The 16,224-nt window shown below is 35.8% G+C and carries 17 protein-coding genes; 8 read left to right on the forward strand and 9 right to left on the reverse strand.

The genetic code is table 11. From position 1 onward, the window contains the following. Nucleotides 1-62 precede the first annotated feature (62 nt). Together BMX40_RS09325 and BMX40_RS09330 are read left to right on the forward strand one after the other, a co-directional pair. Nucleotides 63-923, forward strand: coding sequence for an FtsZ/tubulin family protein (locus tag BMX40_RS09325; protein ID WP_090869139.1), 861 nt, complete (start codon nt 63-65; stop codon nt 921-923). A gap of 69 nt (nt 924-992) precedes the next feature. Continuing rightward, nucleotides 993-1,718: a DUF421 domain-containing protein gene (locus BMX40_RS09330; RefSeq protein ID WP_090869140.1), complete on the forward strand. Its 726-nt coding sequence runs from the start codon at nt 993-995 to the stop codon at nt 1,716-1,718. A 4-nt stretch (nt 1,719-1,722) separates the two neighbouring features. Here the strand turns inward: BMX40_RS09330 and BMX40_RS09335 are convergent, their stop codons facing one another. The 4 genes from BMX40_RS09335 to BMX40_RS09350 form a co-directional block, all read right to left on the reverse strand. Continuing rightward, nucleotides 1,723-2,376, reverse strand: coding sequence for a TerC family protein (locus tag BMX40_RS09335; protein ID WP_090869142.1), 654 nt, complete (start codon nt 2,374-2,376; stop codon nt 1,723-1,725). A gap of 310 nt (nt 2,377-2,686) precedes the next feature. Beyond that, nucleotides 2,687-3,406 carry a hypothetical protein gene (locus BMX40_RS09340; protein WP_090869144.1) on the reverse strand — a complete coding sequence of 240 codons (720 nt, stop codon included), beginning with the start codon at nt 3,404-3,406 and terminating at the stop codon, nt 2,687-2,689. A 122-nt stretch (nt 3,407-3,528) separates the two neighbouring features. Further along, nucleotides 3,529-4,398 (reverse strand): peptide ABC transporter permease, encoded by an 870-nt coding sequence (locus BMX40_RS09345; protein WP_244513464.1) that lies wholly within the window; start codon nt 4,396-4,398, stop codon nt 3,529-3,531. Nucleotides 4,399-4,445: 47 nt separating this feature from the next. Next, on the reverse strand, nt 4,446-5,345 hold the full coding sequence (locus tag BMX40_RS09350; protein WP_090869148.1) for an ABC transporter permease subunit: 900 nt from the start codon (nt 5,343-5,345) through the stop codon (nt 4,446-4,448). A 226-nt stretch (nt 5,346-5,571) separates the two neighbouring features. Between BMX40_RS09350 and BMX40_RS09355 the strand changes: the two genes are divergently transcribed. The 3 genes from BMX40_RS09355 (at nt 5,572) to BMX40_RS09365 (ending at nt 7,860) form a co-directional block, all read left to right on the forward strand. Continuing rightward, nucleotides 5,572-5,778 (forward strand): hypothetical protein, encoded by a 207-nt coding sequence (locus tag BMX40_RS09355; protein ID WP_090869151.1) that lies wholly within the window; start codon nt 5,572-5,574, stop codon nt 5,776-5,778. Between the two features lie 110 nt (nt 5,779-5,888). After that, nucleotides 5,889-6,827 carry a Na/Pi symporter gene (locus BMX40_RS09360; protein WP_090869153.1) on the forward strand — a complete coding sequence of 313 codons (939 nt, stop codon included), beginning with the start codon at nt 5,889-5,891 and terminating at the stop codon, nt 6,825-6,827. A 130-nt stretch (nt 6,828-6,957) separates the two neighbouring features. Further along, nucleotides 6,958-7,860: a Na/Pi symporter gene (locus tag BMX40_RS09365; RefSeq protein WP_280139670.1), complete on the forward strand. Its 903-nt coding sequence runs from the start codon at nt 6,958-6,960 to the stop codon at nt 7,858-7,860. 42 nt (nt 7,861-7,902) lie between these two features. On the opposite strand, the gene BMX40_RS09370 is transcribed toward BMX40_RS09365, so the two are convergent. The 3 genes from BMX40_RS09370 to nhaC form a co-directional block, all read right to left on the reverse strand. Next, nucleotides 7,903-9,165, reverse strand: a complete 1,263-nt coding sequence (locus tag BMX40_RS09370) for a hemolysin family protein (protein ID WP_090869158.1) — start codon at nt 9,163-9,165, stop codon at nt 7,903-7,905. Between the two features lie 252 nt (nt 9,166-9,417). Continuing rightward, nucleotides 9,418-9,627, reverse strand: a complete 210-nt coding sequence (locus BMX40_RS09375) for a hypothetical protein (RefSeq protein WP_090869160.1) — start codon at nt 9,625-9,627, stop codon at nt 9,418-9,420. Between the two features lie 166 nt (nt 9,628-9,793). Continuing rightward, a complete protein-coding gene (gene nhaC, locus BMX40_RS09380; protein WP_244513465.1) occupies nt 9,794-11,230 on the reverse strand; it encodes a Na+/H+ antiporter NhaC in 1,437 nt (478 codons plus the stop codon). 473 nt (nt 11,231-11,703) lie between these two features. Here nhaC and BMX40_RS09385 point away from each other — a divergent pair, with 473 nt between their 5' ends. Continuing rightward, nucleotides 11,704-12,381, forward strand: coding sequence for an NAD(P)H-dependent oxidoreductase (locus BMX40_RS09385; protein WP_090869162.1), 678 nt, complete (start codon nt 11,704-11,706; stop codon nt 12,379-12,381). A gap of 96 nt (nt 12,382-12,477) precedes the next feature. Here BMX40_RS09385 and BMX40_RS20670 read toward each other — a convergent pair whose 3' ends face one another. Further along, complete coding sequence (locus tag BMX40_RS20670) at nt 12,478-12,681, reverse strand: DNA-binding protein (RefSeq protein ID WP_244513466.1); 204 nt, start codon at nt 12,679-12,681, stop codon at nt 12,478-12,480. 240 nt (nt 12,682-12,921) lie between these two features. Between BMX40_RS20670 and BMX40_RS09395 the strand changes: the two genes are divergently transcribed. Continuing rightward, a complete protein-coding gene (locus tag BMX40_RS09395) occupies nt 12,922-13,719 on the forward strand; it encodes a LysM peptidoglycan-binding domain-containing protein (protein WP_090869164.1) in 798 nt (265 codons plus the stop codon). 210 nt (nt 13,720-13,929) lie between these two features. After that, nucleotides 13,930-15,396: a methyl-accepting chemotaxis protein gene (locus tag BMX40_RS09400; RefSeq protein ID WP_170840733.1), complete on the forward strand. Its 1,467-nt coding sequence runs from the start codon at nt 13,930-13,932 to the stop codon at nt 15,394-15,396. A gap of 110 nt (nt 15,397-15,506) precedes the next feature. On the opposite strand, the gene BMX40_RS09405 is transcribed toward BMX40_RS09400, so the two are convergent. Further along, nucleotides 15,507-16,139, reverse strand: coding sequence for a copper homeostasis protein CutC (locus tag BMX40_RS09405; protein WP_090869169.1), 633 nt, complete (start codon nt 16,137-16,139; stop codon nt 15,507-15,509). Between the last annotated feature and the right edge of the window lie 85 nt (nt 16,140-16,224).

Genomic DNA, 16,224 nt, shown 5'->3' on the forward strand with positions numbered 1-16,224 from the left:
TGACAAACTTCCGTATACATATCGTATATAATGGTGAAAAAGTTTAGTTGGGAGAAGGGAATATGGAGGCACCTGTAAAAATATATCAAATTAATAATGGAGCTATTAAAACGGACAAGGCTGTTGCTGCAAAGCTTGGACCAGATGACTTGTGCTTTTATCGCTTTATTGGCGGTAATGCAAGTGAAACGGACAACCTTACGAGTGAATTAACCATGTTACGAGAGAAAAAAGCTTTACTAATTGGTGTATTTCGTTTTCCATTTCGTTTTGAAGGTAAAAAACGCTATGAAACGGCATCTAACCAGTATTACCGTATGAAGGAGCTCTGTGATGCGGTCATTTATTTTACAAGTGATGGTCTAATGGAAACGCTCGATCACAATACAACCATTCGCGACGCGCATCAAACCTTTCATGCTATCGAAGAACATACGATGAAAACGTTAAAACAACTAATTGAAGAGACAGGTGAAATGAATATAGACTTTCAAGATATTGAGACGTTTATTAAAGCAAATAAAGGACCTTTATCCTTACACACGATTGAGGAGGATTGCTTTGATGAGCCATTGAAATATGTTATTTTTACACCTTATTTACCAAAAGATTTTACAGATGGAAAGCAGCTTATTATTAATATTGGATACGCTCAAGACGTGGATATGGAAGCTTTTCAGCAAATCAACCTTCGACTACATGACCTTTTTTCGAAAGCAGATTTATTTAAACTCGGCTCCTATTTTATTGACGAGCCTGGCGAACGATTTAAAATAACCTTGCTTGTAAACGGCATTAGTGACCCGGTTACGTTACCTGATAACTACCAACGAATCCCAAAATATAAAGAACTCTTTCGAAAATGGAAGATCCTATCTGAAAAAAGCATTCGAAAGATAAAGACCCCAACAAAAGACGTATAAGTATTCCCCCTTTAACAATACTAATCTTAAATACAACATAGGAAAATAGAAGGAAGCAGGGAGTAAATTGTGGTTGAGACACTGAAGGATCTAGGAACAACACTGATAAGAATCATAACCATCTTGCCTTTATTGTTATTTATGACATTGTTTATGGGGAAACGAGCCATAGGTGAGCTACCGATATTTGATTTTTTAATTGTTTTAACACTTGGTGCCGTCGTTGGAGCAGACATAGCGGATCCCAGTATTCAACATCTTCCAACCGCTCTTGCAATTATATCATTAGCTATATTCCAACGTATCGTAAGCAAGTTAAAGATTTCTAATCGAAGGCTAGGAAAAATGATTACGTTCGAACCTACAGTTGTCATTTACAATGGAAAATTTTTAGATAAAAACATGAAAAAGGTCCGCTACTCCATTGATAATATTCTACAAATGCTTCGCGGAAAAGGCGTTTTTGATATCAATGAAGTGGAGACCGCTGTAATTGAAGCGAATGGTTCATTAAGTGTGCTGAAAAAGCCAAGGAAAAACCCCGTTACAGTCGAAGATATGAACATCCCTAGTAAAACGACTACAATTACATTTCCAATTATTGTAGAAGGAAAAACGTATACATCTATTCTCAACGAATTTAATTTAAACGAAGAATGGTTGAATCAACAGCTTCTGGAAAAAGGTATTAAAAGTAGAGAGGAAGTTTTTTACGCAAGCATTAATCGAAAATTACAACTACACGTCTCCATTACGAATGAATCTACAACAAATACACCTTCATTTAGACATTAGGGGGTTAGTCCCCCTGATATCTGCGTTGAAAACCGCCAACTGCAATAATTACAAGTAAAATTAATGCCAAAAACAATGACTCCGATAACTGGTTTTGCACAAAAAACTGATGAACAACTTCCTCTTTGATGATCATTTCACCAGCAGTCCACGCTAATAAAGCAGCCCCCAAATAAATGATAAATGTAAACCGCTCCATTAGATTCATAATTAACTGACTTGCAAATAAAATGACCGGGATACTAAGGATAATTCCTAGTATAACGAGAAAAATATCACTGTTCGAAGCCGCTACAACTGCAAGTACATTATCTAAACTCATAAGTAGATCAGCAAATATAATTATTATGATCGCATCCTGTAAGGTACTCCCTACCTTTATATTCGCATCCTCATTCTGATCCACTAACAATTTGTAAGCTACTACTAACAAAAGGATACCACCAATTAGATGGATAAAAGGTAGCTTCAATAAATAAATGACTAAAATAGTAAATATAATTCTAAATCCAACAGCACCAACTGTTCCCCATAAAATAGCCTTTTTCTTTAGTTCCTCTGGCAGCTTCCGACTAGCCATTGCTATAACTACTGCGTTATCACCACTTAATATTAAATTGATAAGCAGAATTTTAATCAAAGGCTCGATGAATTCCATTGATGAACTCCTTTCAGCTATATGCTTTCAAGTACTTCCAGCTTGTACAAAAAATGAATGCGCACGTATGTCACTACTAACTAAATGTATGTCCAATATAGACGTGTCATACCAAATTTATTATTCTTGATACACACAACGTGATCATACCTAGTAACAAACATGTCATGGAAGGTAGAAAAATGAAGTTCATTGGTGGATTTTTCTCTTTTAGTAAAACCTAACAATGCGAGCCAATAACGATACAAATCCTAAAAAGGGTGAGATAGAGTTATATGGGGAGGTGTTCACGTTAAGGAAGAATGAGGGGCTAGTTTTCTTTCCTTACCTGATTCTCAATCTGTAATGCAGTAGATAAAATGTGGAGAAAAGTTTCAAAGGTTGAAGAACTATCTAATGAGGTTTCATAGCAGTGGACGACATAACCTGCTATTTCTTTTCTTGCGTCAAAATCAAAATGATAAAAATCCGTAATTGGGAAATATAACCTATCTCCTATAGGAATCAATGTCCCCATTACAATTTCACCTTTCATTGGGGCTACAGCAGATCGATTTAATATCATAACATCTAAGGTTCTAGTTTCCATCATATCTGTTACAACTAAGGATCGGTCACTATGTTTATACCCAATGTGATAAAACTTTGGGACTGCATGATGCCATTCTCTTAGCCATGACTTTATGATAGGTTTTTGATTGCTGGCATTTTCTTTAATATAGAACTCTACATCACTACTTCCCAAATCTTGGTACGCCTGATAAAATACATGCCACCAAAACAAATTATGCTCTAGCGCATTTCTTTTCTCCTCCAGCAGATGATGCTCTTCCATAAAAGGTTTGAACAACGTTATAAAAGCTACATAATTATGTTTTACTACATACCTCGTAAAGTCATTAAATACATCGAGAAGTAGTGTGTTCCTTAACTCATCTGATATAGGATGCTCCTGATGGAATTTCTTTGCATTTGTCTCCGTTTGGGCAAATTCAATCACCTTTCCAACGCTTAACCTGTCTTTCATCATTAAATCAATCCTCCTAAAAAATAGTAAGTAATAGTAGACTATCCAAATACTTACTATTATTAATTCGACAGATTTTCCTATTACCCTTCCCTTTTTGGGACTTTATGTAAAACATTCTAAACCTATACAAGATAAGATGCTTTCTTTTTCTCTAGATTTTGAATTCCTTGTGCCAAAATATTAAACGTAAAAATCGTAAACGTCATTGCAAAAGCAGACCAAAAAGGAATCCAAATTGGTCCTCGAATATCACTAGTTGCTTCCATTAATAACATCGGCCAAGAAATAGATTCATTTCTAATTTCAAACATACCTATTTCTACTTGAATAATATCTTGAGAAATGAATATCCCAATAAACCCTAATTGACCTAATAAAAACATCACCTTTCCAAGGTCAGAAATAATCGAAACCAATAACTTCCCATACAAAAATGGTAAGTAATAGGATTTCAATAACCGAACCGGACCCGCACCTACCGCAATACCACTTAAAATATATTCCTTACGCGTACACTCATCTAATTCCTGCTTTATCGTTTCGGCCGCCCTTCCAACCTCCATAGCAGCGATGATTACGATTAAATAATATGGTCTAGATTCTGTTAATAATAACGGAGGAAGCATCGCTAATAAGATAACCATCACGATTGTTGGTACATATGAAAAAAATCCATTTAACACCTTTAATAATGGGTTTGCACCAAAAACATTCTTATGCGCTAAATAAGCTAATGGTATAGCGAGGAGATAACGAAGTATTGTAATGGTAACGATAATCAATAAGGTTTCTTTTGCCCCCATTGCTAGCAAACTCAATAAGTCTCTACCCTCACGATCGGTTCCTAATAAATGCTCGGAAGAAGGCTCATAAGGAGGTACAGATATTTTCCCATCTGTCATCTTAAAAGGAATTTCCTCTACCCCTTGATTAATAAAAGGAGCATATTGCCCTAAAAAAGTAAACGAGAGAAGCAAAACTAGCATAAGCATTCCGAAGCATAGTAGGAAATTGTGGTTAATAAAATGAAAGACCTTTCTCATCCCTGTTTCCCTTCCTTCGGCAATATGATAAATTTTAAGACGTTTGCACCAACATGTATGAAGAACATGATGAGCAAAAATGGTAACATCAAAGCAAATGCTCGTATATCTTCATTATTGAGAATACTGTATAAAAGTTGATCGCCAGCACCATTATAGTTCGATAACCTCTCGATAATTGGCAGACTGGAAATAATATAAAGCATAACCCATTGGGATTGATTAATGATCGTTGACCAACAGTTCCGTAGGATATGTTTAATTGCTTGAATTCGGCTGAGTCCCTTTGCTAAAACCGTTCGAACATATTCCTGACTCATTTCACTTTCCATGGCAACAACGGTCATTCGAACCATATGCAAAAGTGGAAAAATCATTAATGAGATTAATGGAATAATAAAGCTATACCAGTAGTCACTTCCAAAAAGATGAAATCGAGGTAACCCCGCTTGTATCAATTTTATGAGTAAATATTGAATAGCAATAAATAAGAAAAAGTCTGGAATTGATGAAAGAATACTAGAGAAAAAAGACAAAATCTTTCCCCGCTTTTTACTTCGGTAGTTAAATTGCAACACCCCAACCAATGTGCCGAATAATAGAACGAGGATAAAAGTCGGAATAATGATCTTCAGGCTTCTTCCTAAGTAACGCTGAACCTCTTCCAAAATAGGCGTCCCCGCTAACGTTGTCCCAAACCCTTTTTCCGTTTGAAAGTACGTAACAAACGCTTTCATATTGTCCATATAAAGATCCATTGTAAATGGGTGAGCAGCTTCATATTGCGAGAAACCAATCGCTTCAACTTCCATTTCCCTTGGCAATAATAAAACAAAAATAAAGCCCAATAAAATTAGAATGAATGTGACCAAGCTTTTACATAGATTCCAAACCATAGGAACTCCTTTATTTTTAATTTTGAGAAATTTTGTAATTTAATGATATATTAATTCTTATTATTTTATTTGTCAACATGAAATAGACTATTAGACATAGTAATAATAAACATACTCTAGTCTATATATTTCCTCTGTTAATAACACATTTTCAAAAAATAGATTTATTCGTCCCAAGCATGTCCCCTTCTACTATCATAAAGTAACTATATAAGGGGGTGAAAACATGATCGAAACATTAATGTTTTCTCTAATTGCAGGATTATTTGTCTACGAAATAGTTGTATTAAGAGGTCTAATGAAACGTTCTGTTAACAAAACGCTTAGGACTTTCGTAAAAGATTGGGAACCTCAACCAACCAGTAAAAAAGTGCTAACCGTTCCAAGCCGTTCTTATGCAATGCAAAAATCTACTGAACAAATAAAAGACTAACCAAAACAATCTCCCATCTTTATTAAAGTAGGAAACCTACATCCTACTATTAAACTCCTTTAGACCAGATAACCCACCCAAATCTGACTAGAAAGAAGGTGAGAAATAATATGCTTCAGCTACTGTTATTCATTGCCACTCTAGGAGTATTTCTAATAGGAATGTATCTCGTAAGAACTGGTTTATTCAATTTATCTGCTGACAAACTAAAGCGTTGGTTAGCAAAATTGACTGACTCTCCGTGGAAAGGACTCTTACTAGGAATGGTTGTAACTGCAATCTTACAAAGTAGCTCTGCCGTAACCATTATACTCATTGGATTAGTAGCTGGTAGAATGTTAACCTTCAGTAATTCTATCGGTATCATATTAGGAGCTAACATTGGTACGACTGTTACAACTGAAATTATTACTCTAGATATTAATTACTTGATCATTCCGCTAGCAATTATTGGAGCTATATTCTTACTAATTAAAAAGGATAACTTTAGAAATACAGGTATGGCTTCTCTTGGATTAGCAGGTGTATTTGGGGCAATGTGGAGTTTTAAATCACTGGCAGCTCCACTAGCAGGGTTGGATTATGTTAATCAACTATTCCTTGCTCTTGATAACAACCTTTTCTATGCTGTACTAGCTGGAACCATTGTTTGTGCAGTCCTTCAATCAAGTACAACCACGATTGCAATTACAATGGGATTTATTGCGGCAGGGGCCATGAATTTAGAAACCGCTGTCGCTATTGTCCTAGGTGCTAATATTGGTACTTGCGTTGACGCATGGCTTGCATCGATTGGTGGTGGACGAGAAGCAAGACTTACTGCATGGTCACACATTTGGCTTAATGTATTAGGAGTTATTGCATTCTTCCCATTAATTGGTGTCCTCGCTCATATTGGCACTTTATTAGCAGAACGACCAGATGTACAAATTGCTCATATTAGCGTTATCTTTAATGTTCTAAGCTCATTAATTGCGCTTCCATTTGTCAACAAATTCTCCAACCTAATCGTTAAAATACACGACCGAAATAATCCGAACGCAACCTAAATTCACAAAACCATCTCCTAGCTTAGGAGGTGGTTTTTTATACAGTATGTAAAGAAGCCCATTTTACTAGATAAATAACTTTGGGAAAGGAGGTAATGTTTTGATATTTTTCATTGCATTTCTACAGTTCTTGGCAGGATTAATCTTGGGCACTCTGATATTCCGCTCCGGATTATTTCATTTATCCACAAACACTCTTAAAAAATGGATATCCAACCTAACAGATACCACCTGGAAATGTATTGCTCTGGGTATTCTTATCACAATCATTTTGCAAAATATCTCTTATGTAATCATCCTTATGATGGGTTTAATTACAGCCAAACGAATTTCCTTTAGGCAATCTATTGGGATGATAATTGGGGCTAATATAGGGACTGCACTCATCATTGAGTTCATTACGATTGATCTAGCAATATTTGTCTTCCCCTTAGCAGTCATAGGTGCCGTACTTTGCCTTATGAAGTATAAGAATTTTATTCATATTGGTTATGCACTCATTGGATTTTCACTAATCTTTGGTTCCATGTGGGGACTAAGAACAACAGCGCTTCATATAAACACGTTTCCATATGTAGAGCATTTATTCCTTATTCTCGAACAAAACTTATTGTTTTCTAGTTTTTTTGGCATAGTCATAACCAGTTTTCTACAGTCTTTTACTGCAGTTAGTGGACTAACGTTAAGCTTTCTATTTGTAGATAGTATGCAATTATCTACCGGTATAGCCATCCTATTAGGGGGAGGGATTGGTTCAGTTATTCCTGTATTATTTGCTAGAAAGGGTTTTAGTAAAGAAGCTCGAGTGACAGCCTACGCATTTGCTTGGATAAGCATTCTACATTATGCCATATATTTTCCGTTGATTAACTTATTAACTACTTTAGGAAGTGCCTTATCATCTCAACCACACCTACAGCTAACGCATATTCATCTTGTGGCTACCATAATCGTATCCCTTTTCCTCTTGTTTTTTATCAACCCATTCACGAATCTGGTTTATTCATTTCATTTTAGAAAGGTAAAGAAATAAGTTTAAAGATAAATAGGCTGCTACAATAGATGAGCAGCCTGTTTACTTATTATTTGCTCCCTTAATAGGGTGAACTTCAACGCGGAGTTTGGTTACTCTTCGACTAGCAACTTGATCAACGCAAATGGTTAAATTCTGATAATGAAACGAATCTCCTTCCTTGGGAATTTCCTCCAAATTCTCCATCGTCCAGCCACCTAACGTAAAATACGAGCTTTTTGGTAATGGCACATTTAAAAATGAAGCGAAATCACGTAAATAGTAATTAGAGCTGAAAATATATTGCCTGTCATTTATTTTAGATACCTGGTTTGTTTCCTCCTCATTTTCATCTAATATTTCGCCAACAATCTCCTCTAAAACATCTTCCAACGTTACAATACCAACCGTTCCTCCAAATTCATTTATTACAATGGCAATTGGTATTTTTTCTTTTTGAAGACGAGGTAAAAGCGTTGAAATTTTCATCGATTCTGCTACAAACAATGGCTCCCTTATTAACTCTTTAAGCCTTATATCTTTTGATTTCAATAAATGAGTTAAAAATTCCTTTTCTGTTATAAATCCGATAATATTATCAATACTATTCTCATAAACTGGAATTCTTGAATACCGCTCACGAAAGAATACATCTTTTATCTCTTCAACGGATTGGTTACTGTTAATCGCTACCATGTCCGTACGCGGGGTTAAAATCTCTCGAACAGCCGTTTCATCTAGCTTCATGGACCGATGAATTAATTGTCTTTCTGATTTATCAATAATCCCCTCTTTTTCTCCGATACCTACTATTAACTTTATCTCCTCCTCTGTTATAGAAGGAAGCATTTGATCTTTGGCTATTATCTTTGAAACAACCTCTTTTAAACGTAAAAAGAAATAATTTATAGGCGCGAGTGTTTTGAATAAAACAAATAATATTGACGATATAGCCATAGCATACGTTTCGGCATGTTCTTTAGCTAACGATTTAGGGAGGATTTCCCCAAATATTAGTATCAAAACCGTCATTATAGCTGTATTAATCAGCACACCAGCATTTCCTCCAACTAGATCCGTTGCCATTTTCGCTGAGAAACTTGCAGCTGCTATGTTTACAATATTATTGGCAATTAATATCGTTGAAAGAGTCTTGTCAAAGTTATCATCAAGAACAAGCTTGAGCGCTTTTTCACTACCTCTTTTACCATCATTTACGTACTTTTTTAGCCTTACTTTATTTAAACTTGAATAGGCAGTTTCAGACGATGAAAAAAATCCTGATAGTATGATTAGGACGATTAAAAGAATGAATGAAGTAACCATGATAACGGCACCTCCCTTAGGCCTCTTTGATTAACTAGACTTGTACACGATCTAATTTTCTAGTTCTATCATTACGCGTTTCTTACTTTAAATATGTTTTCATTCCTCCATGAGCGACAGCGTTTGCTCTATGTGAAAGAGCTATTCTATAATCAAGAGATCTAGAGTAACCTTTCAATAGATATATAAAAATAACTATCTCTCTCCTTTTAAGTTTAGGAAAAAGATAGTTTAGAACGAACGGAACTCTAGTTATTCCGTTATAAATTCAATCATATCAATACGTTCAGCAACGGCAACAAAAGTACTATTGGAATCGTTTTTAAATATAGCTAGACCTGTAACACTATCATATTCAACAAATGTTTCTACACCTGATACATCTTCTCCATTCATCATTAATTCTTTTACGCGTGTACCCTCTGGGACTTGTTCCAACAATTTACATAGTGGGTTATTCACGTTAATCCTCCTTTACTCATACTTTCTATAGCATATTTCCATTTAGTAGTTTTTGTATGTGTGTTTATTGAACGATTGAAAAATGTGCATGTGTCAACTTTAGAATTCCTATAGAGAAAAAAACCCTCTATCCATTTGTAGATAGAGGGTTACGGACAAATTCGATTTATGCTTCCACAGGTTTAATAGCTGGTTTCTTTTTCTTCTTTTCTTTCTGTGGCTCTTCATATTTTGTCATCGTGAATCCTGTTATTCCGTAAACCAAGGAAACAAGTGGTGTAATCAGAGCTAAGAAACAGAATGGAAGATACGCAGATACCGGAACACCTAGTGTCGTGGCTGTAAAAATTCCAGCACCAGTCCAAGGCAATATTGCTCCTCCCTGTGTACCGGTATCTTCTAATATTCTTGATAGATTTTCGGGTTTTAAATTCATTCGATCAAAGATTGGTTTCATTAAGGTACCACCCATCACATTGGAAAAGTAAACTGCTCCACCAATCGCAAGTGTTCCATACCCTACAATGATTGTCGTAAATACAAGCGTTCCAGTGTGTTGAATTTTATCGGCGAATGAAGCAATTAATGCTTCTAAAACACCTGATTCCGCAAGCATACCGCCTAAACCTAGAGCAAACAAGAACAGAGCAATCAGCTCAAGCATACTCGTTAATCCTCCGCGTATGAGTAAACTATCAACAACTTCGATCCCAGACTCTACCGTATAACCACTATAAAAACTTGCTATTGTTTCGGACAAACCAAATCCTTGGTATCCAATTGCAACAAGGCCACCTACTACGGAAGCAATGAAGATGGATGGAATAGCCGGTTTCTTTAACATTAATAAGGTAATAAGAACAACTATTGGAATCATAGGTACGAGCCCTAGATTAAATGTTTCGGCTAAATACGACGTCAATGTATTAACACTTTCTGCATTCACCGTACTCGCATTATATTGTAAACCAATAACGGTAAAGATGATCGCTGAAATAATATACGCAGGCACTGTCGTCCAAAGCATATGCTTAATATGCGTAAATAAATCTCCTCCCGTAACAGTTGGCACTAAATTGGTTGTATCCGATAGAGGGGACATTTTATCACCAAAATAAGCACCACTAATAATTGCACCTGCAGTTAAACCAACTGGTACCCCTAGACTTATGCCAACTCCCATCATAGCAATTCCAGCTGTACCAATTGTTCCCCACGAAGTACCTGTAGATAATGCCACAAGAGAACAAAATAGTAAGGTTGTCACTAAAAAGAATTGTGGGGAAATAGCCTCAATTCCGAAATAGATTAATGTAGGGACAGTTCCAGAAACAATCCAAGCACCAATTAATATACCTACAGTAAGTAGGATTAAACCTGGTTGTAACGACCTTCCCATCGAAGTCATCATCGATTTCTCTACCTGTTTATACGTATATCCCAATTTCATCATAAATGGAATCATGGACAACATGCTCATAAGCATCAAAATTTGAATTGGCACATCAAAAACAAGTATACCAATTGAAATAATCAGAATTGCAGTTAATAGCATCGATAGTGCATACATAAAAGACGGTTTTCTAATATTGTCGGTTTCCAACCAACCACTCCTTTATTAATTGTTATGTCTTAGAAAAGATTTAATTTTGGGATCTTACAAAATGGGGCTAAAGAAACGCATAAAGTGGAGACTCCTTTGTTAAATGGTAATTGGGTGGATTCATAGAAGTGGAACACACCTAGAAGGATAAAACCTTCTAATTACCAAGTTGATACTTTTATACTACTATAATTAGAATTGTCAGTAAATTGCGTTATAAACCCATACATTTGTGTTAACTATAGTGACCACGAATTGTTAACGCTTTCACTTGTTCATTCATAGAAATGCTCAGTTATAGATCCAAATCCTTCATAATTGAAAGAGATAAAGTCGACTATTTATGTACTAAAAAGGGAAAGCTCTATAATTGAAGCTGACTATTTTGTGTACTAGAATTAGTAAGTGATAGATACATTCCAATAAAACATACGATATAAGTAGTAGTTACAACATAGTTAGAGGTGAGAAATTTGCACAATAAAGAAAATCTGAAACAAGAAATTTTAGATGCTTTCCACTTTCGACATGCCACAAAAGAGTTTGATCCAAATAAGACAATCTCAGATGAAGACTTTCGTTTTATTTTAGAAACCGGGAGATTATCTCCAAGTTCATTCGGTTTTGAACCATGGCGCTTTGTCGTTGTACAAAACCCGGAGCTGCGTGAAAAAATCAAACAAACATCATGGGGTGCTTTCGGCAAGCTACCCGATGCAAGTCATTTTGTCATTTACTTAGCCCGCACCAAACAAGATACAATCTATAATTCCGACTATTTAAAGGATCATTTACGAAATATAGCTCAGTTCCCAGAGGAAATATTAGATACGTTTTTACAAAGAGTGGAAGCGTTCCAGCGAGAGGATTTTGAATTGCTAGAAGGGGATCGTCCGCTTTTCGATTGGGCGTCCAAACAAACCTATGTTGCTCTTGCAAATATGATGACTGCCGCTGCCCAAATTGGCATTGATTCTTGTCCTATTGAAGGATTTAACATGAAAGAAATGAATCAGCTACTTGAAGAAGAAGGGCTATTAGAAGATGGACATTTCCAAATTTCTGTGATGGCAGCCTTTGGTTATCGTTTGAATGATCCCCGACCAAAAACTCGCAGACCTTTTGAAGATGTTGTAAAGTGGGTTAAATAACTCAAGTAAAGTAAAAGTATCTCTACCAATACTGAGTAGAGATACTTTTTATTTATAATCCTCTAATAATACGAACCATACTTCGACACGTCTTGTCTAGTCCTCTTTATACTTATCTTTCACAATACTTGATCCAATTCCAGCACCAATGATTAAAATCAATGACCCATAGTTCCAAAAGAACGACCCACTAACTAACGTAATATCTAGTGGAGTTAACTTATTTAATAAAAGAATGCCAATTTTTATAACCATAAATATAATACCTAGTAAGAATAATACGTCAAAATATAATTTCATTTTTGGATATGCCAGTTGCTTACTATCATTTATCACTTTTTCTTTCAATTCTTCATCACTACGCAGTAACTCATCGATGGATAGATCTAAAAGATCGCTTAACCGAATAATGATTTCAATGCTTGGATAGTTTTGACCATTTTCCCATTTGGAAGTACTTTGTCAGCTTTTTATTACTCACTCCTCCTAAAGTAAACGAATACCCTAAATAAGAATAACGTTACTATAGGAGTGATAATGATGCCAATTGTAGATGGCACTTCATTTATTTATTCAGTTAAGCAAGGCGATACGCTGTATTCCATCGCCTCGAACATTGGAGGAACTGTTCCTCTTCTAGTTGAATCAAATGCAATTTACCCACCTATTACAGATCTATATTCGATCTTCCCTGGCCAAATTTTAGTAATTTCCACACCAGGTAACAGAAAAGTTAATCACATTGTTCATAGAGGGGAACAACTACATCAGATTGCACAGCGATACGCAACAAGTGTGGATTTACTTCAAGGTATCAATTCTCAAATTCAAAACCCTGATCTTATATATCAAAATCAAACGCTTCACGTCCCAGCTTTTATTTATCTAGTTGAACAAGGGGATACGCTTACGAATATTGCTCAACGCTTTGGCGTTTCACCATCCACATTACTTGAAGCGAACCAAAATCGGCCAGGTATTTCACCTGATATCATTTATCCAGGCTATCAGCTAATTATTCCACTTCCAACGTCAAATAATATCGCTGTTTTTCAACCACTTCCAGGAACACCAATTCAAGAAGGGCTAAATCTTGAAGGATATGCTCGCGCATTTGAAGGTACGATTCACTACCGAATTATCGATCAAAATAATAAAAAGGTAACGGAAGAAAGGTCGACACAAACCACAGAAGGTGCCCCTGCATATGGAAAGTATTCCACCGCCATCACATTCGATCGACAACCGTCCACACAATTGGGTGAGTTATGGGTTTATACACGTAGTGCACGAGATGGAAGCATTCAGGACTTGGTTCAATTATCGGTGATATTTTAATTCTTAAGGTTGGTAAAGGAGTTTCAATTCGGTTATGGTGGAGCTCTTATCATTGGTGATGGAGCGCTCATCAGCGACTGAGGAGTACCCACCTCTGCGATGCGAGCTCCTATCTTGGATTTTTCTTCCATAGTATAGGTCTAAAGTATTATGCGTTTGGATAATTTTCTGATAAAATTATTTTTGGAATATAAAAAGAGGAGAATGAAAATGTCAATCGAAGAACTAAACATCAAAACGCTACGGAAGAAAAACCAAGTGATCTTACTGATGCTAATTATTTCAGTAATTTTGGGAACAGTCGTAGAAATTAGTTTAAACAAATCTCTCCAACTCATCTTAACGATAGCAGTTGGCGGGGGATTATTATGTGCAATTATTGCATTTTTAAATATAACGAAACGACTTTCAAAGCAAGTCCCGTATTTATCAATCGTTGGTTTAGGGTTGTTACTAGGAGCAATTATAATTGTAAGCCCATCAGAAAATAATCTATCATTAATATACTTTTTATTAATTTGTTCCGCTTTATATATGAACCTAATACTCTATGCAATCGGAACTGTTTTTGGTATCGGATTACTTACTTTTGCATTTACTTTTAATGGTGATATCTATTCTTCCGATTTAAGTACCTATTTACTACTTTTTTCCTTAGCAATCATTGTATTATTCTTTCAGCAAAGAATTATGGGAAATCTTGAAAAAAATCTGCGAACCACACAAGTTGCAATGCAAGAAAAGCTAGCACAAGAAGAAACACAACGTAATGTTTTAGCACAAAACTCTGAAGTAATTGCTAATAATATGTATCGTATTGAAGAGCAATCTGAAGCAGAGAAGGTAACAACAAAGGAAATTAATGCTGCACTACAAGAAATTGCTTCTGGTACACAGTCCCAAGGTAATGCAGTTAATGCAATTACCAAGGCCATTGATAGTACTACTAACCAAGTCGTTTCCATGAATGGACGAGTGAAGCAAATTAGTAGCTTCACATCAGAAATGACTGGACAGATTGATGAAGGTCGTTCCCAATCACAAGTATTAAGTGAGCAAATGGATGATTTCAAACAATTTATTACACTAATGGAAAAAGACATGAAACAGCTAAGTGAGAATATTGATACTTCCTTAGGATCTATTCAAGCCATTCAAGAGATAACTGCCCAAACTAATTTACTTGCCTTAAATGCATCCATAGAAGCAGCAAGGGCTGGAGAAGCAGGAAAAGGATTCTCAGTTGTTGCGGAAGAAATTCGAAAGCTTGCGGAAACAACAGATAAAACAGCTGTACATATTTCTACTACATTAAATCAGATCCATTCAAATAACCTTGAAACACAGGAGCAAATGGACACTGTGGCTAATAAAATGGATGAAAACATAGAAGGAACAAAAAATAATCAATTAATCTTTGAATCGATCCAAGATTCCATCTCTCATCTAAAGCAAGAGGTTCATTCATTTGAAACTGTTGCTAAAAATATTGATCAAGAGACAGGATCCATTGAGGGAGCTGTGAACGAATTTGTTACTATTTTAGAACAGGCTTCCGCTTCAATTGAAGAAATTTCTGCCACTGTTCAGTCACAAACAAACAACAAAGAACAACTCGCCCAATTAATTCAGGATACGAATACGGCTACTCAAAATCTTACCAAGCTATTTAATTAACTCGCATTTTGCGAGTTTTTTTTGTGGAGTCATCTATGATACAAACTTTTCCACATTACTCAAACGAAAAAATGGTGTAACTTCATATCACTTTACAATTGATCCACCTTTTAACCGACTATTTTCGTCCCATGAACTTCGCTAATATTTATCGAGTTTGATAGATAATTAAGGTTTTCCTCGGTAACGCCACCACCAGGAAGGATAATGATTCTATCCGCTGCATAGTTTATATATTCCTTTAACCGCACTAAGTTATCTTCAATCCGAGTATCTAATGAACCTCCATGGGTTAAAATACGATCCACCTTATGTTTCACTAACCAATCAATTGCTTTAAACTGGTTTTCAGGAGCTATCTCATCGAATGCCATATGAAAGGTGACCTCTAATCCTTCTGTCAATTCAAGTAAGGAACTCATCGCCTTCTCATCAATCCAATTAGCTTCATTTAAGCATCCTAGTACTATGCCATCCGTGCCTAATTGCTTAAGATGGATAATATCTTGCTTCATTACGTCGATTTCTTCATTGCGATAAATATAATTTCCACCTCTTGGCCTTACCATGGTCATGACCTTAATATTGTGACGATGACAATAGTCAATCGTAACTGCAGCTATACCATGACTAACCGTAGTACCTCCTACAGCCAGATTGTCACAAAGCTCCATTCGATCAGCCCCTTTGGAAATTAACTCAGGAACCTTCGTGAAATTTTCGACACAGACTTCTTTTATCATATATAGCCTCCTTTTATCATTGATCAACTGAGTAGATCGTTTGCCACCCGATCATTTACCAAATCAAGTATTATCCCAAGTATAC

Source organism: Oceanobacillus limi (assembly GCF_900111445.1).
GTDB lineage: Bacteria > Bacillota > Bacilli > Bacillales > Amphibacillaceae > Ornithinibacillus > Ornithinibacillus limi.

Excerpts from the sequence above, each read along its gene's own strand:
- BMX40_RS09340 (WP_090869144.1), bottom strand. The coding sequence starts at position 3,406 with ATGATGAAAGACAGGTTAAGCGTTGGAAAGGTGATTGAATTTGCCCAA.
- BMX40_RS09345 (WP_244513464.1), bottom strand. The coding sequence starts at position 4,398 with ATGCTTATGCTAGTTTTGCTTCTCTCGTTTACTTTTTTAGGGCAATAT.
- BMX40_RS09370 (WP_090869158.1), bottom strand. The coding sequence starts at position 9,165 with ATGGTTACTTCATTCATTCTTTTAATCGTCCTAATCATACTATCAGGA.
- BMX40_RS09395 (WP_090869164.1), top strand. The coding sequence starts at position 12,922 with ATGCCAATTGTAGATGGCACTTCATTTATTTATTCAGTTAAGCAAGGC.
- BMX40_RS09400 (WP_170840733.1), top strand. The coding sequence starts at position 13,930 with ATGTCAATCGAAGAACTAAACATCAAAACGCTACGGAAGAAAAACCAA.
- BMX40_RS20670 (WP_244513466.1), bottom strand. The coding sequence starts at position 12,681 with ATGAAATTATATTTTGACGTATTATTCTTACTAGGTATTATATTTATG.
- BMX40_RS09355 (WP_090869151.1), top strand. The coding sequence starts at position 5,572 with ATGATCGAAACATTAATGTTTTCTCTAATTGCAGGATTATTTGTCTAC.
- BMX40_RS09325 (WP_090869139.1), top strand. The coding sequence starts at position 63 with ATGGAGGCACCTGTAAAAATATATCAAATTAATAATGGAGCTATTAAA.
- BMX40_RS09360 (WP_090869153.1), top strand. The coding sequence starts at position 5,889 with ATGCTTCAGCTACTGTTATTCATTGCCACTCTAGGAGTATTTCTAATA.
- BMX40_RS09405 (WP_090869169.1), bottom strand. The coding sequence starts at position 16,139 with ATGATAAAAGAAGTCTGTGTCGAAAATTTCACGAAGGTTCCTGAGTTA.
- BMX40_RS09335 (WP_090869142.1), bottom strand. The coding sequence starts at position 2,376 with ATGGAATTCATCGAGCCTTTGATTAAAATTCTGCTTATCAATTTAATA.
- BMX40_RS09350 (WP_090869148.1), bottom strand. The coding sequence starts at position 5,345 with ATGGTTTGGAATCTATGTAAAAGCTTGGTCACATTCATTCTAATTTTA.